The 24,884-nt window shown below is 58.3% G+C and carries 33 protein-coding genes and 1 pseudogene; 15 read left to right on the top strand and 19 right to left on the bottom strand.

Annotation, left to right across the window (positions count from 1 at the left end):
* Positions 1-61: 61 nt before the first annotated feature.
* A complete protein-coding gene (locus AC1DYJ_RS03515; protein ID WP_477280023.1) occupies positions 62-1,138 on the top strand; it encodes a tetratricopeptide repeat-containing glycosyltransferase in 1,077 nt (358 codons plus the stop codon).
* Positions 1,139-1,194: 56 nt separating this feature from the next.
* On the opposite strand, the gene AC1DYJ_RS03510 is transcribed toward AC1DYJ_RS03515, so the two are convergent.
* Positions 1,195-1,926: a glycosyltransferase family 25 protein gene (locus AC1DYJ_RS03510; RefSeq protein ID WP_477280022.1), complete on the bottom strand. Its 732-nt coding sequence runs from the start codon at positions 1,924-1,926 to the stop codon at positions 1,195-1,197.
* Between AC1DYJ_RS03510 and AC1DYJ_RS03505 the strand changes: the two genes are divergently transcribed.
* The gene (locus tag AC1DYJ_RS03505; protein ID WP_477280021.1) at positions 1,909-3,012 is read left to right on the top strand and encodes a hypothetical protein; all 1,104 of its coding nucleotides are present in this window, start codon (positions 1,909-1,911) and stop codon (positions 3,010-3,012) included. The genes AC1DYJ_RS03510 and AC1DYJ_RS03505 overlap by 18 nt on opposite strands.
* 501 nt (positions 3,013-3,513) lie before the next feature.
* Here the strand turns inward: AC1DYJ_RS03505 and AC1DYJ_RS03500 are convergent.
* Positions 3,514-3,683, bottom strand: a pseudogene (locus AC1DYJ_RS03500) (alpha/beta hydrolase); the annotation flags it as partial.
* 292 nt (positions 3,684-3,975) lie between these two features.
* Positions 3,976-4,584, bottom strand: coding sequence for a cell envelope biogenesis protein TolA (locus AC1DYJ_RS03495; protein WP_477280020.1), 609 nt, complete (start codon positions 4,582-4,584; stop codon positions 3,976-3,978).
* 314 nt (positions 4,585-4,898) lie between these two features.
* Between AC1DYJ_RS03495 and AC1DYJ_RS03490 the strand changes: the two genes are divergently transcribed.
* Positions 4,899-5,102, top strand: coding sequence for a CsbD family protein (locus tag AC1DYJ_RS03490; RefSeq protein WP_441936263.1), 204 nt, complete (start codon positions 4,899-4,901; stop codon positions 5,100-5,102).
* Between the two features lie 144 nt (positions 5,103-5,246).
* Complete coding sequence (locus AC1DYJ_RS03485) at positions 5,247-5,381, top strand: hypothetical protein (protein ID WP_477280019.1); 135 nt, start codon at positions 5,247-5,249, stop codon at positions 5,379-5,381.
* A 425-nt stretch (positions 5,382-5,806) separates the two neighbouring features.
* Here the strand turns inward: AC1DYJ_RS03485 and AC1DYJ_RS03480 are convergent, their stop codons facing one another.
* Together AC1DYJ_RS03480 and AC1DYJ_RS03475 are read right to left on the bottom strand one after the other, a co-directional pair.
* A complete protein-coding gene (locus AC1DYJ_RS03480) occupies positions 5,807-6,028 on the bottom strand; it encodes a hypothetical protein (protein WP_477280018.1) in 222 nt (73 codons plus the stop codon).
* A gap of 24 nt (positions 6,029-6,052) precedes the next feature.
* Positions 6,053-6,301, bottom strand: a complete 249-nt coding sequence (locus tag AC1DYJ_RS03475) for a hypothetical protein (RefSeq protein WP_477280017.1) — start codon at positions 6,299-6,301, stop codon at positions 6,053-6,055.
* A gap of 310 nt (positions 6,302-6,611) precedes the next feature.
* On the opposite strand from AC1DYJ_RS03475, the gene AC1DYJ_RS03470 reads away from it, so the two are divergent.
* Both AC1DYJ_RS03470 and AC1DYJ_RS03465 read left to right on the top strand, forming a co-directional pair.
* A complete protein-coding gene (locus tag AC1DYJ_RS03470; RefSeq protein ID WP_477280016.1) occupies positions 6,612-6,773 on the top strand; it encodes a hypothetical protein in 162 nt (53 codons plus the stop codon).
* 259 nt (positions 6,774-7,032) lie between these two features.
* The gene (locus AC1DYJ_RS03465) at positions 7,033-7,281 is read left to right on the top strand and encodes a hypothetical protein (protein ID WP_477280015.1); all 249 of its coding nucleotides are present in this window, start codon (positions 7,033-7,035) and stop codon (positions 7,279-7,281) included.
* 111 nt (positions 7,282-7,392) lie between these two features.
* On the opposite strand, the gene AC1DYJ_RS03460 is transcribed toward AC1DYJ_RS03465, so the two are convergent.
* Both AC1DYJ_RS03460 and AC1DYJ_RS03455 read right to left on the bottom strand, forming a co-directional pair.
* On the bottom strand, positions 7,393-7,860 hold the full coding sequence (locus AC1DYJ_RS03460) for a hypothetical protein (protein ID WP_477280014.1): 468 nt from the start codon (positions 7,858-7,860) through the stop codon (positions 7,393-7,395).
* A gap of 142 nt (positions 7,861-8,002) precedes the next feature.
* Complete coding sequence (locus tag AC1DYJ_RS03455) at positions 8,003-8,386, bottom strand: hypothetical protein (protein ID WP_477280013.1); 384 nt, start codon at positions 8,384-8,386, stop codon at positions 8,003-8,005.
* Positions 8,387-8,815: 429 nt separating this feature from the next.
* Here AC1DYJ_RS03455 and AC1DYJ_RS03450 point away from each other — a divergent pair, with 429 nt between their 5' ends.
* A complete protein-coding gene (locus AC1DYJ_RS03450; RefSeq protein ID WP_477280012.1) occupies positions 8,816-9,136 on the top strand; it encodes a helix-turn-helix domain-containing protein in 321 nt (106 codons plus the stop codon).
* A 163-nt stretch (positions 9,137-9,299) separates the two neighbouring features.
* Here AC1DYJ_RS03450 and AC1DYJ_RS03445 read toward each other — a convergent pair whose 3' ends face one another.
* The 4 genes from AC1DYJ_RS03445 to AC1DYJ_RS03430 all read right to left on the bottom strand — a co-directional run bounded on the left by AC1DYJ_RS03445 (position 9,300) and on the right by AC1DYJ_RS03430 (position 11,762).
* Positions 9,300-9,491 (bottom strand): hypothetical protein, encoded by a 192-nt coding sequence (locus AC1DYJ_RS03445; protein ID WP_477280011.1) that lies wholly within the window; start codon positions 9,489-9,491, stop codon positions 9,300-9,302.
* Positions 9,492-9,823: 332 nt separating this feature from the next.
* Positions 9,824-10,105 (bottom strand): hypothetical protein, encoded by a 282-nt coding sequence (locus AC1DYJ_RS03440; protein WP_025583573.1) that lies wholly within the window; start codon positions 10,103-10,105, stop codon positions 9,824-9,826.
* Between the two features lie 596 nt (positions 10,106-10,701).
* Positions 10,702-10,905: a hypothetical protein gene (locus AC1DYJ_RS03435; protein WP_477280010.1), complete on the bottom strand. Its 204-nt coding sequence runs from the start codon at positions 10,903-10,905 to the stop codon at positions 10,702-10,704.
* Positions 10,902-11,762, bottom strand: a complete 861-nt coding sequence (locus AC1DYJ_RS03430; RefSeq protein WP_477280009.1) for an ATP-dependent DNA ligase — start codon at positions 11,760-11,762, stop codon at positions 10,902-10,904. The genes AC1DYJ_RS03435 and AC1DYJ_RS03430 overlap by 4 nt, the downstream gene beginning before the upstream one ends.
* A gap of 128 nt (positions 11,763-11,890) precedes the next feature.
* Here AC1DYJ_RS03430 and AC1DYJ_RS03425 point away from each other — a divergent pair, with 128 nt between their 5' ends.
* The 3 genes from AC1DYJ_RS03425 (at position 11,891) to AC1DYJ_RS03415 (ending at position 14,397) form a co-directional block, all read left to right on the top strand.
* Positions 11,891-12,079, top strand: a complete 189-nt coding sequence (locus tag AC1DYJ_RS03425; RefSeq protein WP_477280008.1) for a DUF3606 domain-containing protein — start codon at positions 11,891-11,893, stop codon at positions 12,077-12,079.
* Between the two features lie 1,743 nt (positions 12,080-13,822).
* Positions 13,823-14,122: a DUF1236 domain-containing protein gene (locus AC1DYJ_RS03420; RefSeq protein ID WP_477280007.1), complete on the top strand. Its 300-nt coding sequence runs from the start codon at positions 13,823-13,825 to the stop codon at positions 14,120-14,122.
* A gap of 74 nt (positions 14,123-14,196) precedes the next feature.
* On the top strand, positions 14,197-14,397 hold the full coding sequence (locus AC1DYJ_RS03415; RefSeq protein ID WP_477280006.1) for a hypothetical protein: 201 nt from the start codon (positions 14,197-14,199) through the stop codon (positions 14,395-14,397).
* A gap of 123 nt (positions 14,398-14,520) precedes the next feature.
* Here AC1DYJ_RS03415 and AC1DYJ_RS03410 read toward each other — a convergent pair whose 3' ends face one another.
* The 4 genes from AC1DYJ_RS03410 to AC1DYJ_RS03395 all read right to left on the bottom strand — a co-directional run bounded on the left by AC1DYJ_RS03410 (position 14,521) and on the right by AC1DYJ_RS03395 (position 17,941).
* Positions 14,521-15,138 carry a DUF2062 domain-containing protein gene (locus AC1DYJ_RS03410; RefSeq protein WP_477280005.1) on the bottom strand — a complete coding sequence of 206 codons (618 nt, stop codon included), beginning with the start codon at positions 15,136-15,138 and terminating at the stop codon, positions 14,521-14,523.
* A gap of 210 nt (positions 15,139-15,348) precedes the next feature.
* Positions 15,349-16,203 carry a PRC-barrel domain-containing protein gene (locus tag AC1DYJ_RS03405; protein WP_477280004.1) on the bottom strand — a complete coding sequence of 285 codons (855 nt, stop codon included), beginning with the start codon at positions 16,201-16,203 and terminating at the stop codon, positions 15,349-15,351.
* A gap of 145 nt (positions 16,204-16,348) precedes the next feature.
* A complete protein-coding gene (locus AC1DYJ_RS03400; protein ID WP_477280003.1) occupies positions 16,349-16,582 on the bottom strand; it encodes a hypothetical protein in 234 nt (77 codons plus the stop codon).
* A 123-nt stretch (positions 16,583-16,705) separates the two neighbouring features.
* Positions 16,706-17,941 carry an OmpA family protein gene (locus tag AC1DYJ_RS03395; RefSeq protein WP_477280002.1) on the bottom strand — a complete coding sequence of 412 codons (1,236 nt, stop codon included), beginning with the start codon at positions 17,939-17,941 and terminating at the stop codon, positions 16,706-16,708.
* Between the two features lie 1,182 nt (positions 17,942-19,123).
* On the opposite strand from AC1DYJ_RS03395, the gene AC1DYJ_RS03390 reads away from it, so the two are divergent.
* From AC1DYJ_RS03390 to AC1DYJ_RS03380, 3 genes are all read left to right on the top strand, one after another.
* The gene (locus AC1DYJ_RS03390) at positions 19,124-19,588 is read left to right on the top strand and encodes an Hsp20 family protein (protein ID WP_477280001.1); all 465 of its coding nucleotides are present in this window, start codon (positions 19,124-19,126) and stop codon (positions 19,586-19,588) included.
* 181 nt (positions 19,589-19,769) lie between these two features.
* The gene (locus AC1DYJ_RS03385; protein WP_477280000.1) at positions 19,770-20,072 is read left to right on the top strand and encodes a DUF982 domain-containing protein; all 303 of its coding nucleotides are present in this window, start codon (positions 19,770-19,772) and stop codon (positions 20,070-20,072) included.
* Positions 20,073-20,082: 10 nt separating this feature from the next.
* Positions 20,083-20,406 carry a DUF982 domain-containing protein gene (locus AC1DYJ_RS03380; RefSeq protein WP_477279999.1) on the top strand — a complete coding sequence of 108 codons (324 nt, stop codon included), beginning with the start codon at positions 20,083-20,085 and terminating at the stop codon, positions 20,404-20,406.
* 92 nt (positions 20,407-20,498) lie between these two features.
* Here the strand turns inward: AC1DYJ_RS03380 and AC1DYJ_RS03375 are convergent, their stop codons facing one another.
* The 4 genes from AC1DYJ_RS03375 to AC1DYJ_RS03360 form a co-directional block, all read right to left on the bottom strand.
* A complete protein-coding gene (locus AC1DYJ_RS03375) occupies positions 20,499-20,975 on the bottom strand; it encodes a YciE/YciF ferroxidase family protein (protein ID WP_025583720.1) in 477 nt (158 codons plus the stop codon).
* Positions 20,976-21,386: 411 nt separating this feature from the next.
* Complete coding sequence (locus AC1DYJ_RS03370) at positions 21,387-21,638, bottom strand: GlsB/YeaQ/YmgE family stress response membrane protein (RefSeq protein ID WP_025583718.1); 252 nt, start codon at positions 21,636-21,638, stop codon at positions 21,387-21,389.
* Positions 21,639-21,766: 128 nt separating this feature from the next.
* On the bottom strand, positions 21,767-22,180 hold the full coding sequence (locus AC1DYJ_RS03365) for a DUF4112 domain-containing protein (RefSeq protein WP_477279998.1): 414 nt from the start codon (positions 22,178-22,180) through the stop codon (positions 21,767-21,769).
* On the bottom strand, positions 22,173-22,670 hold the full coding sequence (locus AC1DYJ_RS03360) for a YidB family protein (protein ID WP_477279994.1): 498 nt from the start codon (positions 22,668-22,670) through the stop codon (positions 22,173-22,175). Before AC1DYJ_RS03360 ends, AC1DYJ_RS03365 begins: the two co-directional genes overlap by 8 nt.
* 239 nt (positions 22,671-22,909) lie before the next feature.
* Between AC1DYJ_RS03360 and AC1DYJ_RS03355 the strand changes: the two genes are divergently transcribed.
* Positions 22,910-23,908: a L,D-transpeptidase family protein gene (locus AC1DYJ_RS03355; RefSeq protein WP_477279992.1), complete on the top strand. Its 999-nt coding sequence runs from the start codon at positions 22,910-22,912 to the stop codon at positions 23,906-23,908.
* Positions 23,909-24,417: 509 nt separating this feature from the next.
* On the top strand, positions 24,418-24,777 hold the full coding sequence (locus AC1DYJ_RS03350; RefSeq protein WP_477280206.1) for an ArsR/SmtB family transcription factor: 360 nt from the start codon (positions 24,418-24,420) through the stop codon (positions 24,775-24,777).
* Positions 24,778-24,884 lie beyond the last annotated feature (107 nt).

Here is a 24,884-nt window from a genome sequence, read left to right as displayed (position 1 = left end):
CTCGGGCCGCGTTGATCCGTACAGGATAGACGCCCGACATGCCTGATCGCGGAGCGCTTCGTTGAAAGTTGCGGTCTACACCATCGCTTTGAACGAGGCCGGGAACGCCGAGCGTTGGGCCAACTCGGCCGTCGATGCGGACTACCGAATAGTGGCCGATACCGGCAGCACCGACGACACGGTAGGACGGCTAACCGCCGCCGGCGTCACCGTGCACCCGATAGCGATCCGCCCGTGGCGTTTTGACGACGCCCGCAACGCCGCCATGGCACTTATCCCTGCCGACGTCGATGTGTGCTGCACAATGGACATGGACCGGTTTCTCGAGCCGGGCTGGCGGCCGAAGCTGGAGGCGGCCTGGAGTTCCGAGACGACTGCTCTCTATTGCCAAACGATCTACAGATCGAGTGTAGAAGACCCGACGCCGTTGCGAAGCTGGCCGGCGAAGAATTTTCATCATCGCTGGGGCTATCGGTTCAAGCGACCAGTCCACGAGGCTCTCGTCTTCACCGGAGAAAGGGAAGTGACGGCGACCAGCACCGACATCGTCATGTTCGAGGTGCAAGACCTCACCAAGCCAACGAGGAGTACTTACCTGCCGCTGATGGAGATTGCACATAAGGAAGATCCAGCGGACGCACAGATTTGCTTCTGGCTCGGGCGGGACCTGATGTGGGCCAACCAGCACGATCGAGCCGTCCAGTTGCTTGAGAACTACCTTGCCCTACCGACAAGCACGTGGGGCGAAGAACGAGCCGAGGCCATGCGTTATATCGCGCGTATGCGGCCGGAACATAGCTTGTCCTGGCTGGATAAGGCGCGGATGGAAGCGCCGCACCGCCGCGAGATCTGGGCCGACCTGGCCGAAGAGTTCCACGGCAAAGCCGACTGGTTGAATCTGTTTTGGGCTTGCACCAACGGTATCGAGAAGACGCACCGCACGGGAAGCTATCTGGACGATCCGAACTGCTGGGGATTTCGGCTGTTTGATCTCGGCGCCATCGCGTCATGGCACCTGAATGCGATGGACCATGCCGTCGAGTGGGGCAGGAAAGCGCTTGAGCTTGATCCAACCAACGAGCGTCTTTCGAACAATCTCAATTTCTTCATTCGGCTGCAGGAAGAGGGTCGGGCTTGAGACGTCAAATTACCGCTTGGCGAAGACGCCGCGGCTCAGGCTGAAGCGCAAGCTCCTCACGTGTTTATCCGCACCGATTCTTCGGGCCGTTCGTCACTTATCGCGAGCGGTGGCAAGCACACATACGCCTTGAGTGACGGCATCACCCCGTTCATCAGGCAATCAATTCCTGCATTGTTCAGCCTCAGCCCGAAACCGGCAAAATCGACGATCATTGGTCGTATCGGAAGACACCAATCCAACAGTGCACGCGCGCCACGAGGCGAGACCGAATAACAGACGGTCCCCAGCAGATAATGTGCGCGGAGCAGAGCGGGTTCGATTTCCGCCTTTTGGAAATCCGCAACATGCGTCATGACTTCGCCAGAGAAAAACTCCAACCTGGCACCAGTTCCGCCCGGAAGGGCATTCAGCCACGCGTAGCATCGCAGGCTTGCGCTCCACAGGATAAAGTCCCAATCGGCTCCAACCTTTGACAAGAGCGAATTGGCATGTCGTTCGAATTGATGCGAGATGATCGCGTCGTCTTCGGCGACCGTCATCACTTTATGGCGTGCGACAGCTTCTCTCCACAGCGTCACGTGCGAGATAGCGCAGCCCAGACTGCCGGCTGCATAGTCTAGATTCGGCGCGATGACCTTGTCCCGCACCAGCCGATCGCGATCAACTGACTTACCGTCAATCCCCGAGAACCTCCGAGTGTTGTGGAGATGCGAGTTTAACTTGCGAAATATATCTAGGCGCCCGACACTGCGATCGAGATTGATGACATGAATTTCATCTATCATGCTTTTAGACCTGTTTCGAAATCGACGGTCGCGCATTCGTTCACTTCCATCGCACGAGCCAATTCGCAGCAAGGCCGCCAGACAGTTTCAAGTCTAGCTCGTTTGGCGATAGCTGACGAGATGCCCCGGATGACAGGCTCGAGCTTGGATGGTTGGCTCCGCGCAACAGGAGAGTTTATGACGCGGCGAGAGTTGGCAGTTGGCGTCATCGTTGTGGCCGGATCGGCGGCCACAACAGGAGGGCTTTGGGCCAACTTGGAGATCAACTCAGCCATGCCGCGCCCCCTAAATGAGCCCTCCGTCACCCTTCTTTCGGCCCCCATCGAACTCGCAGGCGACTGGGGCCACATGCTTCCAGGCGCGGCAGAACAAGTCGTCGAGCGCATGCGCTCCGCCTGCCTGGATGGCGTGCGCATGCTCGCTGATCATCCGCCGGCGCGGCTTCGCGTCGATCAGCATACCTCCGGGCAGCCGGCAATCTGGCTGCATCCGGACGACATCAGCGTCGCGTGGATCATCGTCGACATCGGCGAACGGGATTGGTCGAAGCTTGCTTATCAGTTCGGACATGAGCTTGGCCATGTCATGGCCAACAGCTGGCAGCCGGATGCCAAGCCGGCGCCCCCCTGCCAGTGGCTTGAGGAAGCGATGGTTGAAGCGTTCGCGCTGCGTGGTCTGGGAGGCTTAGCGAAGGACTGGAAGGAGAACCCTCCGTTCCCTGGCGACAACGCTTTCGGCGATGCCATTGCTGAGTATCGCAACAACATCGTCCGAGGTTACACCGCGCTCGCCGACGACCAGAGGCTCACTCTCGACGCGGCGGCTTGGTTCGCCGATCATCGCAGCGAAATCGAAATACCAGGTCTCAATCCATTCGCTCAAGCAATGTCATTGACCATCCTGACCGAATACGACCGCGCGCCGGACTGCATCGAAGCTCTCGGCGCACTAAACCGTTGGCCCGGTCGAACCGGTATTCCCATGGCCGAATATCTCCGACGATGGGAACAGAGCTGTAGGGAATTGCAGGCCTCGCCGCAACTGCCGCTCCGCTTGCAGGATTTGTTCGCGCAACGGGTCAAGTGAGAGTCGGTGCAAGAGCATCCAGCCCGAGACTGCTCTATCGGTACGGATTTAGCGCGGCAACCTGATTTCCGCCTTGGCCAGCGTTATTAGACACCGCCAAAGCGACGCCGGCCGCCTTTTTGCCGGTATATCTAGCTCGGCGTCGTCTAAGCCAATTTGCTTAGGTCAGACCGCGCGAATGTATGCGGTGATGCCGGCGCGTCGTCACCAAAGGTCCGCGCTATGTCACTAATTGTTGGCGGAAGGAAGGGGGTTCGAGTCCATGTTGTGGACCTCTTGCAAAAAAAGACAATAAAATCAAATAGTTACATGTGAATTTTGGTAGGCCCGGAGGACGTATTAAGATTGTTGATTTTATTGAGTTTTTCGTGGGCCAAAATCAAAAGCTTTTCCGTATCGTTCCGTATGCTCCCGTGGCCCCAAACAGTCGACTGTAGCTAATCACGTTTGCGAACGTTCGGAGCCGTGCTCCAGGGGACGGCGAGCGTTTCTGCCCTGAACAGGTCCCATCTCGACGAATTGACGGCGAAACGCGTCGATCTCGATATCCGGGGACGCGACGCAACGACATTCCTGACCTTGGCTGGGATCCCGTTTTTACGCATGGCAACGCCGCGTAACGCCTCCACGGCAAGCCACGTCCCCATCGAATGACCGAGAATGGTTACGTCGAGTTTCCTCGTTCAACAATTCATTAGCGCGGTCGAGAGAACGCTCCGCACGCTTCACGCGCAGCCGGGCCTTCGCCGCTTCAAAGTCATAGATTTCGGCCATCGTTCCGAATCCTTACGGGGTCGAGGTCCCTTCGATAGACCAACCCCCGTCGACCACTTTGGTTCCTGCAGCGGTACGCGAGCGATGGCCCGTCGCCGTGAGGCAGCGCGCACAATGCAAATTTGCCTCGCTGGCCAATTGCGCCGACGCGAACTGTTGGGTCGGTCGGACAACGCCGTTGCTTGCAGCCTACGCCTTTGCTTCTTTCAAAGAAGCGTCGTGCGTCTGCCGCTCGCGCTCCCATCTTTCGTCCTCGCCAGCTTCCTCTTTATCCAGCTCCTCCCGTCGCTGCCTGATGGAGTTCATGGCGCTCTCATGGCGGCTACGAGCCCGTTCGAAAACGGCATTGGCCTTGGCAATCACTCGTTCGCGTCGCCTTTTCTCACGTTCGCGCTCGCCTTCGGCTCTTGCGCGATCGAGGGCCTCACGTTTTCTTTTCTTTTCAAGAGCCGCAGCGTTCCGCTCCGCTTTCTCTGCGGATTTGGTGCCGGCCTTCTTGCTAGCGGGCGGGCCTTGCACACGATTCTGCGGAGCCCGCTGACCCGCGTCGGGTGCTCTCGGAAGCGAAGCCTTTTCCGTAAAGTTCTCGCGCGATCCGACCGGTCGCCGCAACACCACGCCCGGCTTGGCTGTCGCTGCTTCAACCACTTTGGGGTCTTCCGTCTGTTCCGCGAATCCGCGTTTGAAGATGTCGGGGTCCGATCCCCATGCTTCTGCGGCAGCCTTCATCGATGGTGCGGCGACGGCAAGGTCGAAGAAGCCGATAGAGGTTTGATACACTTTGAGTTTCTTAGCCATATGTGCAACCTCTTGGATCGAGCTGCAGATGGAGCTTTGCGCTTGGGAGTAAAGAGCGGATTCTTGCCTTGCCCGGGGGCTGGGGTCGGCTTGTCGGTCATTCCGGCTCCTTGGGCGAGTTTGGAAGCCCGCGCTTTTTCGGGAGTAGCGCGGGCCGATCGGAGGCCCGATCTTCGGCAGGCGATGGAGGGCACCACCTGCCGCACGGCTCAACATTTAGCGACAACTAATGTTCCTTCAGGCCACAATCTCCCACCGGAACCTAGCCGGGCCGCAGACGTTTTAACTGCTGTGCAACCAAGGAGGCCAAGGCCATGGATTGGAACCGCGTTGAAGGTAACTGGAAGCAGGTCAAGGGCAAGGTCAAGGAACAGTGGGGCAAGCTAACTGACGACGATTTGGACCGCATCGCCGGCAAGCGCGATCAGCTTGAAGGAAAGATCCAGGAGAGATACGGCATCGAGAAGGACCGGGTCCGGCGAGACATCGACGACTGGTATTCGACGCAAGGGTGGTAGATCGGGTCTAATTCTAAAGCTGGATTTTCAAAGGGCGCTTGATAGGCGCCCTTTCATAGCGGCGCGGTTGACCCGCTTGCCATCCGTTCGGCCATATAGGATTATAGTCCTCGTTGCGGCGAACCCCTTCAGCGGAGATCGCCAATGGCCAGAACCATGCCATCAAAGCAGCTAGCGCAGGCTGAAATCGAGCGCTTTCTGGCGGCAGCAGAGGCGCTGCACAAGAGCAGCGTCGGCCGCTCCCACTACCAACCGCTTCATGAGGTCCGGACCTGTTGAAGTCGATCGAGACTATCACCGGCAAGCGGGCGCCGTTCATCCCGTGGAATCTGACTGGCCCTGCAGAGCCTCCTGCGGCTGGCTAGCGCCTCTTGCCTTTGCCAGCCGGTTGAGAGCCGGCCTTTGACGGGCTGGCCTCTTTGAGAAACCTCAATGCTTCCTCGCGAGTGAGGCCGCATCTGCGAGCGTAGAAGTCAGCCTCGGCCACTCTTTCGCGGTCGATTGGTTCTTCTCTGCTCTGTTTTGCCTTCTTACCCACCAAGAGTTGGCCCTGTCTTAGTCCTAAATGATGTCTGACCGTTGCTTGCGGCGAATTCGTGAACTGGGTGAGAGCGCGGCCAGGGACATCGAGAGCACAAGAGCAACTATGACAAGCGTTGCCAAAATCCCGGCCGCGATCCAGAACCTTTTTGACTTCGGCACGGTCAAGCACCCTCGCCGCCGGCACGGTTCCGCATTGCCTCGAGGATGACCTCGAAAACGCTTCCGACCTCCTCGCTGATTTCGTCGGCCGCTATGCCTTCCTTGTCGGCTGCCGTCATCGCCTGGTCGGCGAGATCGGTAATGGCCGCCGGATCATCGGTGAAGGCATTCGGCAGGTGCTCTGCCATCCATTTATCGAGGAAGTTGATGCCGCGTGCGCTCATAAGAAAATAAGCTCGCGGCGTTTATTAGGTTCCGCTGATGCGTTTCCCCTGCGTCATAAGGGCGGCATCTTGGTGCGTACAGTTCCGCACGATCCATTCGAGCATTTCGGGGTCGACCTCATCCTGACCAGTCATCGACCGCACCATCAGCGCGGCGCTGTCACGCCATCTATGTTCTGGGATGTGGTCTTCTATGACCCAGGCTTTGAACGCCTTGCGGATCACATCGCAATCGAAGGCTGAAACGGACTCGCATAAGTGAGTTTGTGCCATAAATGCCCCCGCATTTTGGCGGGAGCACCTGAGGTGGCTACCAAGCGCCCGTTTGCCATTTAGAGGCGGGCGACAAGCGATCTTCCGCCTTCTTAAGGCGCGGCCAAATCACATATGTGAATCCGGATAGAAAAGGCCCGCTGCGGAGGGGCTGCAGCGGGCTTTTCAATGGGAGCGGCTAAATTCCGGGCTGGGAATCGACCGCCGTAATTACAACCCACGACATGAGCAAAGGTTGCAAACAAAGTCTCCCGCGCCTGCATACATTAGAAACCATGACTACGGCGTCGGCCGCTCCAGAATCCTATGCATGGCGGAGGAGATAAACATTGGTGACAAGGTGGCGATTATCGCCACTGTCGGTAAGCGCCTCGACGATCGTGTGACAATGCACATCCCGACTGCGAATTTCCCCTATTCGATGATCGATCCAAAGGCCACGCCCTTTGGTCGGCGGGTTTCTTTTTGGTGATGGCAGGGAATGCCCGCGCTCGCCTCGTGCGAAGGCGGCGCGGGCCTGACCATGATGTTTGGGCATCTTTTGGTCGCCAGCACGGTCCGCTGAAAGAACGCGCTGGCAGAGCCTAACCCTCTCAAGTGGAAAGACGTTCCGGTCTCATGCAAAAAAGCCCGCCACCGTCACGTGGCTACGGCAAATCTTTTTTCCTTCCTACACGGAAATTTGTTCAGGCCGCCGCGTTGTGGGTGCGCGCGGACGAAGGGGGTTTAAGGTGCAGGTATTTGATAGGCTTGAAGCGTTACTGGATGCGGGCGATCCATCCGCCGCTCTGGAAGAGGCGCGAGCTTCGATGCTTCAGATCGAGGGGCGGTCAAATATGGTCTCGCGCGCGATCGACGATTTTTTGATCGACTTGATGACCCTGGCATTCGTCACCGAAGCCTTTGGCAACCATCTCGCAGATGCGGCACACAAACTCGCTCGGCGAAGGCTCTCAAAAGTCAGACTGCTGATTACCTGACGGAGCGCCAGCGCGGTCAACCTTGCCCGCCGTTGTGAGCACCGTATGCGGGGCCTGTGCGTCTCTTTGCGCCTCCTGTGCCTGCAGGCTTTTGAACACCATCCCTAGAACTTAGCACCCTTCCGCTTTCAGGGATCGCACCATCCGAACAACAACTGGGTCGTACGGGGCTTTTTCCGATCTGCTGTAATTTATGGTGAAGAGTGCGGCACGATCGTTGCAGATCGCGATAGCGCGGACATATCGAATCTGGCCATTCATAATGCCCGAGTAACTGGCCCACCTCGGGGTGACACGCCGATATGTCAGCTTCCACCCAACCTTTTCGTCTTCAATCATGCGGTGCTCGATCTCGGCGGGGAAACTGGCGTTCCCGAGTTTGGCACCCCAGACAGCAAGGAAGGCATCGTTTTCGCCTTGAAAAGCTGCGCCTTGGTCTGAACGCTGTTTTAGGACAAAACCCGGCGGCACATCGAATGTGAAGCCGAACTGCCTGACACCGAACTGCTGCCACGCTTGGGCCTGAAGAAGCGTGCTGTAAAATAGGACCGGAATGAGGCTCGGCAGAGAACGTACCATGGCGGGAAAAGGGCAGCCCCGCGATTCCGTTCCATTAGCAACTAATTATATTACCAGAACCCCAGGACCGGATCGGGAGTGCGCCCCTAGCAGGCCAGCGACCGAGCTTGCGTCTAACCCTATTTTGCGTGGACCACGATTATTAGTCTGCGGCTCCCGCACCCGCCCTTGGCGTGCTCGAGATCGGACTTGTTACCTTGGCTTGGGGGCTTTCCAAGAATTGACGATCTATCTCTTGTAGTGTTCGTTCGCTCATTTCGCCCTGTGCCAACGCCAGCAGCTTTCCACTTTCTTTCGCGCTGAATCTGTTGGCCATCAGTTTCTTGTAATGCGCCAGCATCTCTGCCGGGACTGCGAAGCCACGCCGAAAGTCTGACGCGGCTTTCTGGGTGCGGGTGATACCCAACTGGCTGGCCGTAGCCTTAACAGAAGCCACGCTACAGCTAAGCCGTGTGGCTATCGCTTTCGGGCTCTCGTTGTTTGCATACCCTTCCTTGATTGCAATCCGCCGTTCTGTCATTTTCATCCGCACTTGCCCGTCTTCCAGTCCACGATCAGGCCGACCGGCCCTCTATAAGGTCCCCAAAACCCGCCGCTCCATTCACGGCAGCGGCGGGTCCAGAAGATGCCGGGGGGTTGATGTGACCCGACGCAAACGAACGGTCGAGACGCTCAGATGTTCCGGCGGCTTCAATCCCCAAGGGTCATGGGTACGTGGCCAAGGCGCGTTCTGTTCCGCCGCTCCCTACTCCGGCGAAGCGTCGGATGCGCTCCGGCGGCTCACTGTGGCCTGCGGGCAGCGGTTCTGAACGTGCTCCCCCGATGATAGTTGAGTTCGCGCGGCTTCTCTGCCTCACGGCCAGCCTAGACCTTCGCCAGCGGCTGCTAATCGGCCGGCTTGTCGAGAAGAACGGTCATGGGGAACATATTAGCAGCATTGAATGTTTGAGTGTTTATGGATAGCCGCAGCCAACTCTCAGCAAATCAATTAAGAGCAGCACGATCCCTACTGAACTGGTCGCGAGTCCGACTTGGCGCAAAGGCCAATCTTAGCGAAGGGACGATCAGCGATTTTGAGAACGGCGTCAGGAAACCGCGGCCCCACAACATCGAGGCTGTGCGCCAGGCGTTCGAGGACGCCGGAATTGTATTCACCGCAGAAGGTTGTCCATCGCTGGTCAACACTGAAGGTGACAGCGGCCTCGACGCCGACAATAGAAGGTGGCGTCGTCGGCAGAGAGAAGCAAAGGGGGAAGGTCCGCCACGAGGCGGCTAAGGTTGGGCTGTGGGTCGGAACGTTTCAAGCACCTTGGGTTGGCGTGCCAGACATGCAGACACTGCACCTGCGATCAGCCAACCGCTCGGGATCATCAACAAGTAGGTGGCGCAGAGCTATTCCTATCAGCCGCGGCGAACCTGCCCGCAGATCAGTTCCTCGATTAACTGCGGGTGACCTCGGAAAGCCCTAGCCGCAGTCGCTGGCTTTCCGCAAAGACCAAGGCATACCATTCTCGATCGAATGATCGGGTGAGTTCCTGGTGTTCCTCGACTACGCGGACGAGCCATTCGCCACTGACTTCGACCACTTCAACGCTAGGTCGGACGTTGTCATTCAGGTTTTCGCCGTCCATCGCAATACTCCTCCCAAGAGCAATGGAATGAACTCGTCTCCCTCTATAGGGCCCGCCGGTTTGGACCAGCGGGCAAGGCTCGCACGGGGGAATTCTGGACCTGTCGATATGTTCCGGGCGACGCTCAAAAAAGCCCTTGGGCCACAGCGGCGGCCCGCGCCCGCTTATCGAAAGGGAAGCGCGGGCCCGACCGTCTTGCGGGACCGGTCGGCAGCGGGAGGAGTATGACGTCGCACCGCTGCAACTCACCAACTTCGCGGGTTTCTTTCGGTTCCTTGGGCAATAAAAAAGCCCGCCGGCGGGAGCCAGCGGGCTTGTCTTTTGAGTTGGGCCTATTTCATCTGCATCGCCATCTTGCAGAAATCTGCATGTGACTTCGCGACGGCTTCGTCGGCACACTCCTTCATGATAGCGGCCCGGTCGTCCGCACTCATGGCCGTCCACGCGGCCTTGACGTCCGCTTCCGACTTCATGGTCTTCATGCCGGCGTCGGTGAAGAAGGGAGACATTTTCGCTGGATCGTCGAGCGCAGACGTGCCGGTTGTACTTCCAGCGAAGGCCGAACCGGTCATAAGTGCGAGCGATGCGCCGAGGACGAGCACTTTCGAGTTCATTGATAATTCCTCCTGATCGATCTTAGCTGCCTACATGCAGCCGTGCTAATGCAATGTCGATTAGGAGAAAAGGTTTCCACTCAGAACAGAAATTGCAGAAGTTGCTACTACCGCTCGCCCGCCGTCAAAGTTTAAACCTTCGGAAACAAAAAAGCCCGCCGGGATGAGCTGGCGGACTTGGCATTTCCAACCGATGGAGGCTTGCCGCCTCCAAAACGGTCGAGACGCTGAGATCTTCAGGGGCGCGTTCTGTGCCGCCGCTCTCCTTCTCGAGGAGGTCGATGCTGCAATTGCTTATCGCAGGAACCAAAAAACGAGCAGAGCGACGGAGGCAAAGAACAGAGCTCCGGCGGCTACCAAACCCCCTTTGCTGGCCTCCCGCCGCGGCTGAGGGTCGGCGACGAGCTTTTTAGGATTCGGCTCTTCGTTCATGGGAGCTAAAGTTGCGGCAGCAAATTAGGTTCCGCTAATCCTTGACTGCTCAAAACCCGCCGCCCCATTCACGGCAGCGGCGGGTCGGCCCCGCTTTTTGGGCTGGACCTGCAGCAGGCGAATTTGAGGGAACTGCGCCTGCCGTCAGCACAAACCTTTGACGATCACTTACGTTCCGGACGCATGAGTTCTTGGAACATTGCGCCGATTTCTTCGTCGATCTCTTGGCCCGGAATGCCTTGGATTTCCGCTGCCCGTTTCGCGTCCACAACCATGTCTATCACCAGCAGCACCGGGTCAGTGATCGGATCGTCGGGTAAATGGTCCGATACCCAATGATAGAGAAAATCGCTGCCTCGCCTGCTCATTCCTCCCGAAAATCCTGAAGGGAAGCGTGCCGCAAGTCTGCCTCGCCGCGCAGGTGCTTTACCCGGCCAATCAGGCCCGGCTTTACCCATTGGGTGGCCGGCCGCTTCATACCCTTCGGCGCCGGCCCGGCGTGCTCCTGGACACGCTTCCAGAGCCGGTCGCGGATTTCCCGGCTAGAGTTGATGAAGGCAGAGCCGACATAGCGGCCGGTGCCGCGCTCGGCCATGAAAGCAAAGGCCGGTTGGCCGGGCTCGCGCTCGACGCCGAGCAGGTCGTATTCACCGATGGTGTAACACTTCGCTTTCAACCAATTGCTCGATTGCCCGCTCCGGTAAACACTGTCCCTGCGCTTCGAAACCATTCCTTCAAGCCCGGCCTGATCGACAAGAAGGAATATTGCCGCGGCATCGCCTGGGAGGGACTGGCTGAATTGGATTCGGCGACCCTCTGGAATCATTGCGGCCAGTATCCCGCGCCGGTCTTCTAGCGGCATGTCTCGCAAATCGTGGCCGTTGAGGGAGAGAAGGTCGAAGGCGATAAAATACAGGTCATGCTGCCGCTGGGTGATCGCCTTGCGCAACGCTGCGAAGTCGGACCGCCCAGCATCGTTTAAAACGAATATCTCGCCGTCGATGATGGCGCTTTGCACCTCATCGAGTTCGCCGGCGGCTTTGGCTATGTCGCGGTATTTTGCCGTCCAGTCGAGGCCACGGCGAGTGAAGACGCGTGTGCCTTCTTCGTCGATGATGATCTGCGACCGATAGCCGTCGAATTTGACTTCGTGAATCCAGTCGTCGCCTTCGGGAGGCTTGTCGACCAAGGTCGGCAACAAAGGATCGATAAACTTCAAACGCATGAACCACCACCCGCAACCCCGGCGATTCAATAAGCTTGAGCTAAAATGGTTCCAATTCGGAAATCGGCGGCCGATTGCAACAAAACGGCCAGCGTGACGTTGCGGAGTCAGAAAACCGGAGGCGCATCATGGCGGACGACAAGAGCAAAACAGACAACAGGGATCGCAGTCAGGTCGCTGGAGACGAAGAGTACGAGGTCGGCTACCTCGCGAGCAAATTCGGCCTCAGCATCCCAGACGTACGCCAGCTCATAGCAAAGTACGGAAACGACCGTGACACTTTGGAGCGCGAGGCAAAGGCTCTCGGGAACAGGTAGCGGAGAAGCGCAATATGCCGGAGTACCAAGTAGAAGAATGGCGTGGAGCGGAGTGTGTGTCCGCTCTGGCCACGAGCGCCGATGATCCGTTGTCGGCAGTAGAAAAAGTCACGGGCCGACGAATGTCACCCAGAGCCCTTCAGGAGCACTGGTTTCGTGTGGTCGATGAGGATGCGAGAATCACGCACGAATTCAGTCTTGAGGAAGGCGTCGGCGGGGATTTCGCAAAATGACGGACCTTAAAGCTCCTCAGCCCGGCCTTAACTAGAAAGGTCACCAATGTTTTCCTTGCTGCGCGCGCTTCATGTCCACGTCGCAAAACCGGGAGAGGGGCTTCTTCCGGAATTCCTAAACATGTCTCCGTGGCCGCACGAAAAGCCGATGAATGAGAATTCAATCGCCACAGCGGCTGGAAGCGTGCGTGACCCGCCGCCAGTCCGCCAGAAGACCCAATAACGTGTGAACCCCAAGTGACGGGAGAGCCGAGGGCGCAACACTCGCCGTCTTCTCGGATTTGAAAATCGCGGGATTGGGAAGCGGACCAACGCCGGTTCCGAAAAAGCCAACCGCACCGGAACCTTCCCGGCACGCGCGTGTTCAACGCGGAGATTCTGCTCGCGGAGATAACACACATGCCAGGAGGCAAAGCCAGTAATGACCCCCGCGCGGACAACCACCCTTATCAGCTCCAATTTTTCATGGAGAAGCACGGGCTTTCCGAGGACGCCGCTAAGGTCATCCTCCGCACGAACGGTCCATCAAGACATAGATACGACCACGCAGCAAAAGCCTATTTGCAGGCCCTGCTTTTACGCGAAGCGAGGCTGAAACCTCCGGCGCCAAGCATCCGGGCGTGACGAGAAGGAGCGTCGTCCCCTGACCGCGTAGCCATAGTCTTACTCATACTCACGCAAATGGCCCGTTCCTGGCGTTTGAGCCGGAACGGGCCTTGGGGCAACAATCACTCGTTAGAATCGCAAGACGACCGCAGGACGCCGTCTGCGATAACACCGGACGCGACGCCGGCCATGCCGCCAGTAACTACGGCAGACCCGTCTCCAGCCGCGCCGCCGGTAGTGCCGGCGGCGATGCCAGTACCGATGGTAGACCTGCTGCACTTCTGCCTGTGCATCTTCGTCAAAAGCTTCGGCTTGTGGCGTCTCGAGTTCATCGAGAATGCCGTTTCCGGCGCCTGGAACACCCGCCATTGCGTCGATTGGGCGGACAGTGCTTGCAAGCGCCGCCGCCCCGGCAAAGCCGAACATTGCAGTCAAGAAGGATCGCCGATCCATAGTAAACCTCCCAAGGTTGCATGTGCTAAGAAGCGCCCCCGCCCGAGCAGGTCCAGCGCACGGTGAAAAAAAGGATCCGCCAGCCACCAACGGCTCGCGAATCCTATCAGCGCAGCAAGGGACGTAACTGCGCCAATCCACGACATGTCAGCCAAGCGCGATGCCCATCACCAGAAAGGTGACGGCTGTCGCAAAAATCGGCGCGAGCAACCAACGCGGTTGGCCAACACTCTTATCCATTTGTTTTCTCCCACTTTTCCGGACAACAATCAGGAGAGGCGGCTGTTCCGTCGAATATCGCTGCTAGGACCATTGCCTTTTGCCCAAGGACTTAGGTCCGCCGTCATGCCCGACTGAAGCCCTGCCCATGGAACGTTCATTCCGTCGCAAAGTTTGGTTCCCAGACGCCGGCCAAATCAGTACGGCGTCGATCTCAACAAGGAGCGAAACTATGAGAATGTATCTTTCCGCCGCTGCCGCGGCATTTGTCCTGTTGGCCGGTGTAGGCGTTGCTGCGGCCGAGGACATCATCATCCAGCCCGAGCAGGACACGGTCATCCAGGAGTATGTAAAGAAGCAGCCGCTGGCGTCGGTGAAGCTTCCCGGGGTGGAACTCAATGTCGGCACAGCTCTGCCCGATACGGTCGAACTCCGTGAAGTTCCCAACGTCGAATATCGCTACGTGGTGATCGACAACCGGACGGTTCTTGTCGATCCGGGCACCCGGAAGATCATCAAGGTCTACAACTGACCTTCGCCGCAATATTTCAAGTAAACGCCCGTCGCCTATGGCGACGGGCAACCATCAACTGGATGAGTATGATCATGTCGAATGATGAGCCTGGAAAATCAGACGCTTTGGGGACGCGCGTCGCTGATTTAAAGGCGCGCATGCTGGAAGCTGAAATTACAGATGGGGAAATTCATTCTTTCCACAAGGTCGCCGCCATTTTGGATGGCGGTCATGGCCGCATCGACGGTGACGACCTGATTGCCGCATCGTTCCTCCTGGATCCTCTTGAATAGCACGCGCAGGCCGAGTGCGGGCCCGCGACCAAGGCGGGACGCGGGTCCGGCCAAGTCTTGCGGACCTTGGCCAGCCGAAATCGCTGCGTCCAAGTCCCACTGCAAGAAAAGGCCCGTCGCACTTCACCCGCCAGAACGGCGGTGTCGAGCAGGCAGAGGGGGCGATAACGCGATGTCTTCCTGCTGAAGGGCCCGGCTCCCCTTTTCGGCCAGTCGCTTACGCCTCTGTTCGCGGAAGGCCGTCAAGCCACATCGCGTGATGCCATAGAAGAACAGGCCAAAAATCAGCCCCAGCGGCACCGCGCCGAACAGCATCGGCTTTAGCACCGGTTCCCACAGTTGCGAGTTTGAAAGGGTTTGGAACATCTCACTCATATGCGCTGGCGGGCCGTGGTTTCGCAGGTGGCCGTTCAACATGATCTTGCCGGTCTCCCAGGACGCTCCCGCAACAAGCGGGAAGGTCAGCGGGTTGCCAAAGACAAATGTTCCTAAACCCCCTGCCGCCATGTTTCCCGCGATCAGCCAGCACACAATGGCGGCAATGGCGAAATGGGATCCTACCGGAAAGAATGACGCGAAAATGCCAGCCGCTACCCCAGCCGCGACCGCGTGTGGAGTGGCATTCAGGCGCAGAATGCGCTTTGAAAAATATTGAAGCGAGCGTGAGAACGACCGGCGCGGCCACACATAAGTGCGTAAGCGCTCGAAGAGACCATCAGGATTTCGGCGTCTAAAGAGCACTCTCTTGCCCACTCACAACGCAGTATGAAGTTGATCCGATTGATTTCGTCTCGTTGAAAAGCAACCTCTTCCGCTCTGTTCTGAATTTGGATCAGTCAGGAGCCCCGTGGAGGATTGCAAGTACGATCGGGCACCGCCTTGCCGGTAAGTAATGACATCAAGTTCACCTGGTGGACGGCCCGCGCCGATTGAGGCGCGGGCCATTTCCAACTATTGACTGATAACGATCCGCTGTTTGTCACGATTCTGGGCATAGGTGCCCTTGTCATAAGCGGTCTGCGCCTCAAGCTGGTCTTTGGTGAAATTGGTGTAGAGATAGCGGTTGCCGTCCTTGTCGGCCATGAACTTTAGTTTCTCGAGGCCCACGGCCACCTGCTTTTCGCCCATGCCGAGGAAACCGCCGACGTCGACGATCACGGCATCAACCTTCTTGTCTGTGCTTAGAACCACGTCGCCAATCTCACCGACCTTCGCATCATCAGCGCCATAGACGGTGGTGCCGACAAAGTCATTGGTGCTGATCTTGTCCACCGGCAGCTCGGTCAGCGACGCCTTGTCGATAGCAGCTGTTGCTGTGTTGTCGGTCGTTGTAGCCGCAGGTTCGTTGTTGGCCGAGGCGGCGGCATTCGAAGCCGTCGTGTCGTAAGCCTTCAGGTCAAAATCGGGCTGCGCGCTGAGGTCTTCCTTGCTGGTCTTGGCGACCAGCCAGCGTTCACCCTTCTTCTCGACCCATTCGGCCTTGCTGAAATCGTAAGCGACGTTCTTTTCACCAATGCCCAAGAACCCGCCCACGCCAATGATGATGTACTTGGCTTTGCCGTCCTTGGAGAGGACGATGTCTTTGACATCACCGATCTTCGCGGCGTCGTCAGCGGTACTGTCGTAAACGTCGGCGCCAATGATCTTGGTAACGAGGCTGCCGTCTGCAACGGCCGCCGGCGCGGTCGCCGCAGTGGTCGTAGCGGCGGCAGGTTTGGTGACATCTTCAGCCGCGGCCCCTGATACCCACAGGCCAGACGACAGCAGGGTTGCTAGTGCGGTGGTAGCCAAAAGTTTGCTGATCATGGTACGTTTCCTTGTGCGTTAAGTTTTGATGCACGCCGCGTTCGGCCGAACCGTTGCAGGGAGGCTGAGCGCGGCACAGTTTGCTACCTCACAACGGGCCGCACGATGCGAAGTTCCCCCTGGAATTTAGAAGGCGCCTGAGAGGCTAAACTGCTGCGATCTCGCATTTTTCGAGCTTGCACGGCACCTGTTTCGCATGGGTTGGCACCATGCCTCTGCTCTGGCCGAAATCTTCAGCCACACGACCACCGACGGGCAGCGCCAGCCCCGGGATTTCGACAATCCGGCGATTTGTTGCCTGTGGCAGGTCGGCGACCGACGGGCGGTGCTGCTCGAAGATGCGGAACTGCACTAGGCGCGAGCGGTCGGCAAAAACCACACGGCAAATGAGTCTTCAAAGCCCGTCGGGTTTATCGCTCAACAGCGAAGGCCGGGCCATTGATCCTGGGCTGGTGAGGTTCTCGCGATCCGGCGAGATTTACCGAATCGCGAGATGTCTTGGTCAGTTGGAACTGGCGACAGGCGCCACAAGCGGCGTGATGCGGCGAATGGCGACGCGGCGGTTCTGTCGTTCGGACCCCGTCGTATTCACCTTAAGATAGCGCTCGCCGTAGCCTTGGGTCGTCAAGTTCTCCGGCGCGATGCCAAAGGCGTTGGTAAGGGCCTCGGCAACTGCCTCGGCTCGCTGGTCGGACAAGGCTAGGTTTGCATTGTCGCTGCCGACGGCATCAGTGTGGCCTTCGATCAAGAATGTTTCCGCCGGGTTCTTCTTCAGCAGCCGCTCCATTGCGTCCGCAACGCCCTCCAGCTTTTTGACTTCGCTGCCCGAGATCGTCGCCGAGCCGGACTCAAAATTCAGCGTGTCCAGATCCACACGCCGGGCGATGTCGCGCACACGCGCCGAGCGCTTGACCTCGTCGACCGAGTAGAGGCGCTGGACCTTTTCCACCGGCGGTTGCTCGAGGAAGGTATAATAATCCTCGGCATCCTCTACCAGATCGGACTCCAAGATGTATTGCTTGCGCGGGATGTTGAGCCGCATCGGTGGCAAGTCATCTCCAGGGTCGCGCCAGTCCTGCACGTTCTGGTAATACCTCTCGTCGACATAGCTCAGAACATACTCGCGGCCATCGGGCGTGATGCGGGAGCGCTGGATGACGTCGCCATAGCGGTTGCGGATGGTGACGATCTGGTTGCCGTTGTCGCGAACGATCGTCTCGCGTGTGCGACCGCCCGGCAGATCCTCGTAATACACATCCTTGGCATCACGGTTCATTCGCGGCGTCTCGTCGCTCTCGACTATCGTCTGATTGTTGAACTGGATGATCACCCGGCCGCCAATTTCCGTGAGGACATCGGCGCCTTTGGGGCGTTCCGGCGCGTGGTTATCCGGCGCCTTGTCACGGCGGGTACCCTTTTCCTCCGTCGCCGGAACGATCTTCTCAGGCTTGATTTCCTGCTGCGCTGCCTTGTCGTCAGCAGGCGGTGGTCCGGCGTCAACGGGGGCAGGCGCAGGCGCGGCGGCCTGACCCCCATCACTCTGCTGGGCAGGAGGTTTGCCGTCCTTGCCCGGACGTTTGGCATCTTTTTCGCTGTCGAGGACTGGCGCGGCGTTAGGATCCGCTGGCGCCTCGCCCTGGACGGGCTTCTCGCTTTGGGCGGGTGCCGCCGGCTCACCGTTGGCTGGCTTTTCGGATGTTGAAGGTTGCTGATCGGTTGAAGGTTGTTCTCCGGTCACGGGCTGCTTTGGTGCAGGCTGCTCGGCAGCAGGTTTCTTTTCTGGCTGGCTCGTCGGTTCCGCAGGCTGTTCGCCCTGCGCAGGCGCAGGCTCAGCGGTCGCAGGAGGCGCCTGGGGAGCCGGGCTGGGCAAAGGCGCCTGATCTGCAGGTGGCTGGACTTGCTTGAGGGTAGGCGCTGGCGCAGCCTCGGACCCCGGCGCGGGCTCGGCAGGTTGAGCAGGCTGTTGCTTCGCGGAAGGTTCAGCGGGTGCGGTGGGTTCTGGAACGGGAGCTGCCTCAGACGCCGGACCTGCCTCTCTTGGCTGCTCCTGCGGCTTTGGAGTAGGCTGTGGTTCGGTCGCTGGAAGGGGGGCGACGCTTTCGGACGGAGCCTGTTCCCTTAACGCGCAGGCTTCGGCGGACTCGCCCTCCTTACATTTCAACTTGATAAAAATTCGCGGCGCAGATTCGACGAACCGTGCGGCACCTAATGCTGCGCTGCTGGGGGGCGCGAACGGCGCGGACGCGATCAGCAGACCGAGTGCGGTGCTGGCCAAAATCGTTGGTCGGCGTGTCATTTGATTCTCCATGTCGTGTCCCGTCGCTATCCAAACTGGGCACTGCCACATTCGTTCCCGTTCGATCTCGAATGACGCGCTTAACAACACAGGCAGATTATTTCGGAGGAAACCCCCGCAAAACGCGCCTTGCCGAAGCCGCCCGCTGATTGCCCTGAGTCTTCCCGGTGCCTTGCTAGAACGGCGACCGTAGGAGTGCCCTACGTCACCGGTGACAGCGCGCAGCCTACGATGCGGGCCCGCGACCAAGGCAGGACGCGGGCCCGGCCAAGTTATGCGGACCTTGGCCAGCAGCAGTGCTGCTGTGTGATCAACCGATGGCCGTATATGCAGTTCCGCTAACACAACAAAAAACCCGCCGGGTGTGAGCGGGCAGTTTGGTAGCCGGAATCAACCGGCGCATGTCAACGAACGTTGAAGATGTGATGTCGGTTGGTAGAGAATCTCAGAATGCGCTTTCCGTCGATGCCAAGGGTGGCCATAAAAAAATTTCGACATGCTCTTGAACTCATTTGGGCCGATTCCTAATTCGATTTCCGCCAAGGCCATAAGGCTCGGCAAAAAATGGCGGCGCCGCGTGGGGCGGCGCCCTTGTACCCATGTTGCTTCAAGGAGAATGTGGCTATGAGAACCTTTGATACCCTTTATCGGACCACCGTCGGTTTCGATCGCCTTTTCGACATGCTCGACAGCGGCACGCGCCCGGACTGGCCTCCCTACAACATCGAGAAGGTCGGAGAGAACGACTACCGCATCGCCATGGCGATCGCCGGCTTCAGCCAGGACGAGGTCGAGTTGACCCAGCATGGCCCCGAAATAGTCGTGGTTGGTCAGAAAGCTGATGACCAGAGCGGGCGCCAGCTTCTCCATCAGGGCCTTGCCTATCGCAGCTTCAGACAATCGTTCAGGTTGGCCGACCACATGAAGATCAAGGCAGCGAACTTGGAGAATGGTCTCCTCACGATCGACATTGTCCGTGAGATTCCCGAAGAGCTGAAGCCGCGTCGCATCAGCATCGGCGTGGGTGACACGCCGATCGCTGCCGCTCAGATCACTCAAGACCCGGACCGCACGCGTAAAGCCGCGTGAGCCCGTCGATCCGTAACTTTGAACTGCGGTCCGCCTCCCGGCCTCGGCTGGGAGGCTCCGATTGCGGAAAGGGAGATGATCACTTTGCAGCAACGCACTGGCCCGCCTCTATCGCGTGCGCGCAGTTAGCTTGGACCGCGCCAACACAAAACTCAATTGTTCGTTCGACTTGGAGGATCAGATGAACGATCGGATGTTTCAGAACGCCGTCTTCGTCAGAAGCGGTAACAACCTTGTCCAGGAAATCGCGTGTCTCGAAGACGCTCTAGAATTCCTCTATGAATGGCCGAAGGACAGGCGCGGCCCCATTCACCAGACTGCATTGCGCGCCTGCCAGCGGGCTTTCGACAGCGACTATCCGCTGTCCGCAGCCAGAGACGCGTTCAGCGGTTTTGCGAAAGCAGCCAGAATCCTTGAGGAAGTGTCGATGACGATGCCGTGGATGACAGGCAAAGGTGGCCAAGGCGGAGGAGTGACTGCCTAGAAAGGAGGTTATGATGCTATCGAAACCTTTCGAAAAGCCAGTCCGGGTGTGGGTAGGATTAGGCTTTCCACGCCAACTCAACACCGTCGCAGACGCCTATCAATTCGCAGCGGAATGGTGCGGCAACAGCCCGGAGCAGAAAGCGGCTATTCGAGCTTGCAAAGCCGCGCTGATTGGCGATGTCGATCCGGAGACTGCACGAGGAGTCTTCGTAGCGTTCGCTCGCAAGAAGGACATTCTCATGGAGGACGGCATTGAGTCTGCGCCTTCGAGGAAGCGGAGCACCACGTCTAAAAACCGAGGCGGCCGCCATGACCGGTGGCCGCCTTCCTAGCTGTGGCTTAGAAGGGCGCCTCAACGCGGGTTCACCCCTTGGTCCGCCGTTCAGTACGGTATTGGCCCGTGCGCCTCCAGGCGGCCGGGGGATCAATTTGTCCTGTTAATCGACGTAACCGCAAGGTTCGTCAGCTTGTTGTTGGTGGCTTTTTCCTGGTCGAGGATCTCGCTGAGCAACTTGTGCGCCTCATCATGCCCAAGATCCTTTGCCCATTCCCGCAGCGAGCCGTACCGGGAGATCTCATAGTGCTCGACTGCCTGACAAGCCGCTAGCAGGCCGGAATCGAGGGCCGTTCCTGACGCTTCCTCCATCAGTCCGTCAGCTTCCTTGATGAGGCCCTCTATCGCGTCGCACTTCTCGCCAGACGCCTTCTTGCCTATCGACTTGAACACCTGCTCGAGCTTCTTGATTTGTCCCTTCGTCTCCTCGAGATGGTCCTCGGCCGCTTTCTTTAGCTTGGCGTCCTTCACGGCCGCAGCCACCTTCGGCAAGGCCTTGGTAATCGCGTTCTCCGCGTAATACATGTCTTGCAGGGTATGCTCGAAAATATCGGCTAGAGTTTTCATTACAATGCTCCGTGCCCGAATTGGCTTCGAGTGAAAGAGCGGGCGAGGCGAAAGGTTCCGTGCCTTTCACTTGGCGTTGGCACGTCTTGCCTAGGTGTCATGCTGGCTTATAGGAGAATCGCGAAAGCTGACCGCGTGGTCAGCGGCGAAGACCCAGCAAACATAAATGCGGTCAGCGCTGCGCTCGCGGGTGTACCGCAACCAGCACAACAACTCCACCAAGGTAAGACTTGGCCCTGCGCGAGCGAGCTACAGGAGGGGCTTAAAAAGCTGGCTCGGACAGCTCAGGAGGACTGCGAAGTCGACCTCAACCCGAGGGATTGAGCGTCGCAAGAGGGTTGTGAAAAACGCGTGATCCGCAGGACCACGCGCCTCAATCACGACTAAGAACGGGCAAGCTCGATTATTGGTTCAGCGTCTGATCATTCGGGCCACGGCAATTAAAATGCATGCACCGATGAAGCCGGCGACAAGATAGCCAAGCCAGCCGGCCAACGATACGCCCAGCAGACCGAGAAGGACGTTGGCAACGATGGCGCCAACGATCCCCAGAATGATGTTCATGAGCACGCCCATATTGCTTTTCATGAACATCTCGGCGAGCCAGCCGGCGATACCGCCGATGACGATAGCCGCTATCCACCCGACACCTGGATTTTCCATAGTTTCCCCTTTTCTTGAACCTAAATTGGTTCGGCGAGAAAACGTGCCGGAAGCCCATTAAGTTCCGCGGGTGAATGCTGAGCTGCACTGAGGCAAGTCGCGTCACCGGCCGGCTGCTGGACTCCGGCCTATCGGTGGAGGTGGCGGCGAAGCAGTCTGATGTTGCGATTGTTGGCTTTAAAATAAACATCGAAGATTGAGCCCAGAATAGGGATGCTTCCTACAACGGTATCAAGCAATACGTTTCCCAACATTCTGGCGACCAAGGTCTTCCCAGCACCGCAACTTCGGGCTCGCAATACGATATAAACCGAAACGATGCCTGTGGCCGCATCTCCAAGTACGGGCACCAGGCCCACCAGGGCGTCCAGTCCAAAACGGATTGATGTTCCTGGAATGCGCCAGCGGGAATCAAGCAACGCGGCCAATAAATCCAACTCGACTATTGCTCTTGCCACCTCAGAATCGCGCCGGCTCGTGTCAGGCGCCGGGCGTGTGCGGTTTATCAAATCGCCCCGGCCCAGAGCTGTGGCTCTAGACATCGCTCTGGCCAGTTGAATTCTTGGCTTGTGGCCAACGCGTGGGCACGTCATCAAGTAGGGTCGTCTCATTCGAGCCTTGCGTCGGCTCAGCGGGCAATTTTCCATCTGGCGTCATCTTGTTGACTGCCTCGGGCAAATCCCGGGTGATCCTGCTGATGAGTTCCTCGCGCGAAAGGCCGGTCTGCATTGAGAGGGACGTCAGCGTGTCTTCGTCTATTGCCGCTTCCACGTCGCTCGGCTGGATAGGTTGGTTGGGCCCGGTGCCAACCCAAGAGTCGACCTTCGATCCCGCCCCTGCCCCCCTGAATCGGTCCAGTATGTCACCGAGGGCTGTCCCCGAGACGCCTTTCGATATCTGATCCAGAATCCCGCCTTGCGGGTCGTTTGGATTACGATCTCCCGCCCCACGGATCATGTCGCCGATCTTGTCGCGATTCTGGTATGCCAGGACGCCAAGCATCGCGATCGCCAATCTTCCCAGATTTGCCATTTTGGTCTCCTCCACGGTTCAATGGAGGAAGGGCTCAGCTTCACTAAAGTTCCGAGAGCGACGATCTAATGTTGGGTATGGCTTCGGCGCTGTCCGGGTCGTCCGACTAAGATGTGAGGGCCGCTACGAGGTTACGCTTGCGCTAAAGCCTTGAATCCGAAGGCCTTGGGCCGAATATTCCCGGAACCTATTGGGCCGTGCCGCGTCATATAGGCAGGTCTCCATCCGGAGTGAACTCGATGATCAGGCTCCTTCTTGTCGCGGCAGCGTTCATCCTCGCTTTTGGGGGAGCCGAAGCGGCGAAGCAGGATCTGGCTGACGTCAACCAGGCGCAATTTGCATCCGACACCCCAAAGGGTTTCAGCCCAGTCGTTCTGAAGGCACAGATTCTCTTGGACCGTGCGCGCTTCTCTCCAGGCCTGATCGACGGCCGCCTTGGAGAGAGCTTCACCAAGGCGATCAGCGCCTTCCAGACGGCGAACGGATTCCCGTCCGATGGCAAGCTCACTCAGGAAACCTGGGACAAGCTTCTGGCTACCTCCGCGAGCCCTGTCCTGATCACCTATGAACTGACACGCAAGGATGTGCGCGGACCTTTTACAAAGCGAATTCCGGCTCGACTCGAGCGCATGGCCCGGCTTTCGAGGCTCGGCTATCACAATGCGACCGAGAAATTGGCGGAGCGCTTCCACATGAGCGAACCCCTGTTGCAAAGGCTCAATCCTGGCGTCGGCTTGAGAAAGGCCGGCACGAAGTTGCTGGTCCCTGATATTGGTCGGGGCGATCCTGCCGCCGCCATTGCCGAGGTTGAGGTCGACAAGGAGGCTCGGGTGCTACGCGCGCTTGATCCGTCCGGTAAAGCGCTCGCTGTCTACCCTGCCTCGATCGGAAGCGACGAAAAGCCCGCGCCGAGTGGCCAGGCAGAGGTCAAACGCGTGGTGCACAATCCGACCTATCACTACGATCCCCACTTCGCTTTCAAGGGCGTCAAGACCAAGCGGCCCTTCACCATTGCTGCCGGCCCTAACAATCCGGTGGGGTCTATATGGATCGATCTGTCGATCGAAAGCTACGGCATTCACGGCACGCCCGAACCCGGCAAGATCGGCAAGACTTTCTCGCATGGCTGCATCAGGCTGACGAACTGGGATGCCGAAGACCTCGCCTCGATGGTACGAAAGGGCACGAAAGTTACCTTCAAGGGCGAAATGGCCCACGCTGGCGACAAAGCTAAGTAGGCACACTCACCAATCTTGGCAGATGCGCGGATGGGCGAATCCCAGCCACTTTGGCAGACGCTTTGTTGAGCTGCCTGTCCTTGGGGCGGCAACCATTTCTGAAATATACAATCCCACCAGCACACCGCGTCTTGCTTGACGTCCATGAGGGGCGGCTGAAGACGATCGAGACGATCACCGGCACGAGAGCTCCGTTCCTCCAACGGAGTACGACAGGGCCGGTTAAATCTGGATGATCCGGTCAAGGCCAAGTCGCCTTCGGTGGCCATCGGCAAAGACCCAGGCGAAGGACTCAATCTCGAAAGTTCGGGTGAGTTCTTGGTCGCCGTCTATCACGCGAACAAACCATTCACCGCCGGCATCGATCAATTCCACATAACGCCGTCAGCTCCATACCTGCGTGTTGCCTGAAAAGAAAAATCATCTCAGCGGTGCATCCAAAGTTTTGCTGTGGCGTTGGCCTACGGTTTCGCATCAGCGTGACGCATAAGCAAAAGTCCCTCGACCTGATGATTTCAAAAAAACTTGCCGCCGATGCCGGAACTGTCGCCGACTTTCTCACCATGATGGGAAATGAGAAGCGGCTTTTGATCATGAACCAGCTGGCAGGCGGCGAACTTTCGGTCGGTATGCTTGCCGGGAAGGTTCTGCTCAGCCAATCAGCTCTTTCCCAGCATCTTGCCAAGCTCCGTGCCTTCGGACTTGTCGACGCCCGTCGTGACGGCAAGATGATCTACTATTTCTGCTCGTCTGGTGCGGCACGTGAGCTGCTTGCCATGCTGGACGACTTCCTGGTGACCGAAATACTGCTGACGGGACCCCGGACGCACTACGTCACCGAAAGGCTGCGCCGGTTGCGAACAGTCTGAGCACCGTCGACGATTTGACGCTGCCACGGCAGCAGCTACAGCGCACCAGAAACAAGCAGCTTCTTGACGGTAAATGCCATTTGATTATCTGCGTTGAAAGGCGCGTG

It is taken from the genome of Mesorhizobium sp. P2_B11, assembly GCF_056404855.1.
This window is presented reverse-complemented; position numbering and strand designations above follow the sequence as displayed.

Bases quoted from the DNA above. Each gene is read 5' to 3' on its own strand.
- AC1DYJ_RS03505 (WP_477280021.1), top strand. From the start codon at position 1,909: ATGAATTTCATCTATCATGCTTTTAGACCTGTTTCGAAATCGACGGTC.
- AC1DYJ_RS03510 (WP_477280022.1), bottom strand. From the start codon at position 1,926: ATGATAGATGAAATTCATGTCATCAATCTCGATCGCAGTGTCGGGCGC.
- AC1DYJ_RS03495 (WP_477280020.1), bottom strand. From the start codon at position 4,584: ATGGCTAAGAAACTCAAAGTGTATCAAACCTCTATCGGCTTCTTCGAC.
- AC1DYJ_RS03490 (WP_441936263.1), top strand. From the start codon at position 4,899: ATGGATTGGAACCGCGTTGAAGGTAACTGGAAGCAGGTCAAGGGCAAG.
- AC1DYJ_RS03485 (WP_477280019.1), top strand. From the start codon at position 5,247: ATGGCCAGAACCATGCCATCAAAGCAGCTAGCGCAGGCTGAAATCGAG.
- AC1DYJ_RS03480 (WP_477280018.1), bottom strand. From the start codon at position 6,028: ATGAGCGCACGCGGCATCAACTTCCTCGATAAATGGATGGCAGAGCAC.
- AC1DYJ_RS03475 (WP_477280017.1), bottom strand. From the start codon at position 6,301: ATGGCACAAACTCACTTATGCGAGTCCGTTTCAGCCTTCGATTGCGAT.
- AC1DYJ_RS03470 (WP_477280016.1), top strand. From the start codon at position 6,612: ATGGCGGAGGAGATAAACATTGGTGACAAGGTGGCGATTATCGCCACT.
- AC1DYJ_RS03460 (WP_477280014.1), bottom strand. From the start codon at position 7,860: ATGGTACGTTCTCTGCCGAGCCTCATTCCGGTCCTATTTTACAGCACG.
- AC1DYJ_RS03455 (WP_477280013.1), bottom strand. From the start codon at position 8,386: ATGAAAATGACAGAACGGCGGATTGCAATCAAGGAAGGGTATGCAAAC.
- AC1DYJ_RS03450 (WP_477280012.1), top strand. From the start codon at position 8,816: ATGGATAGCCGCAGCCAACTCTCAGCAAATCAATTAAGAGCAGCACGA.
- AC1DYJ_RS03445 (WP_477280011.1), bottom strand. From the start codon at position 9,491: ATGGACGGCGAAAACCTGAATGACAACGTCCGACCTAGCGTTGAAGTG.
- AC1DYJ_RS03440 (WP_025583573.1), bottom strand. From the start codon at position 10,105: ATGAACTCGAAAGTGCTCGTCCTCGGCGCATCGCTCGCACTTATGACC.
- AC1DYJ_RS03435 (WP_477280010.1), bottom strand. From the start codon at position 10,905: ATGAGCAGGCGAGGCAGCGATTTTCTCTATCATTGGGTATCGGACCAT.
- AC1DYJ_RS03430 (WP_477280009.1), bottom strand. From the start codon at position 11,762: ATGCGTTTGAAGTTTATCGATCCTTTGTTGCCGACCTTGGTCGACAAG.
- AC1DYJ_RS03425 (WP_477280008.1), top strand. From the start codon at position 11,891: ATGGCGGACGACAAGAGCAAAACAGACAACAGGGATCGCAGTCAGGTC.
- AC1DYJ_RS03420 (WP_477280007.1), top strand. From the start codon at position 13,823: ATGAGAATGTATCTTTCCGCCGCTGCCGCGGCATTTGTCCTGTTGGCC.
- AC1DYJ_RS03415 (WP_477280006.1), top strand. From the start codon at position 14,197: ATGTCGAATGATGAGCCTGGAAAATCAGACGCTTTGGGGACGCGCGTC.
- AC1DYJ_RS03405 (WP_477280004.1), bottom strand. From the start codon at position 16,203: ATGATCAGCAAACTTTTGGCTACCACCGCACTAGCAACCCTGCTGTCG.
- AC1DYJ_RS03390 (WP_477280001.1), top strand. From the start codon at position 19,124: ATGAGAACCTTTGATACCCTTTATCGGACCACCGTCGGTTTCGATCGC.
- AC1DYJ_RS03385 (WP_477280000.1), top strand. From the start codon at position 19,770: ATGAACGATCGGATGTTTCAGAACGCCGTCTTCGTCAGAAGCGGTAAC.
- AC1DYJ_RS03380 (WP_477279999.1), top strand. From the start codon at position 20,083: ATGATGCTATCGAAACCTTTCGAAAAGCCAGTCCGGGTGTGGGTAGGA.
- AC1DYJ_RS03375 (WP_025583720.1), bottom strand. From the start codon at position 20,975: ATGAAAACTCTAGCCGATATTTTCGAGCATACCCTGCAAGACATGTAT.
- AC1DYJ_RS03370 (WP_025583718.1), bottom strand. From the start codon at position 21,638: ATGGAAAATCCAGGTGTCGGGTGGATAGCGGCTATCGTCATCGGCGGT.
- AC1DYJ_RS03365 (WP_477279998.1), bottom strand. From the start codon at position 22,180: ATGTCTAGAGCCACAGCTCTGGGCCGGGGCGATTTGATAAACCGCACA.
- AC1DYJ_RS03360 (WP_477279994.1), bottom strand. From the start codon at position 22,670: ATGGCAAATCTGGGAAGATTGGCGATCGCGATGCTTGGCGTCCTGGCA.
- AC1DYJ_RS03355 (WP_477279992.1), top strand. From the start codon at position 22,910: ATGATCAGGCTCCTTCTTGTCGCGGCAGCGTTCATCCTCGCTTTTGGG.
- AC1DYJ_RS03350 (WP_477280206.1), top strand. From the start codon at position 24,418: ATGATTTCAAAAAAACTTGCCGCCGATGCCGGAACTGTCGCCGACTTT.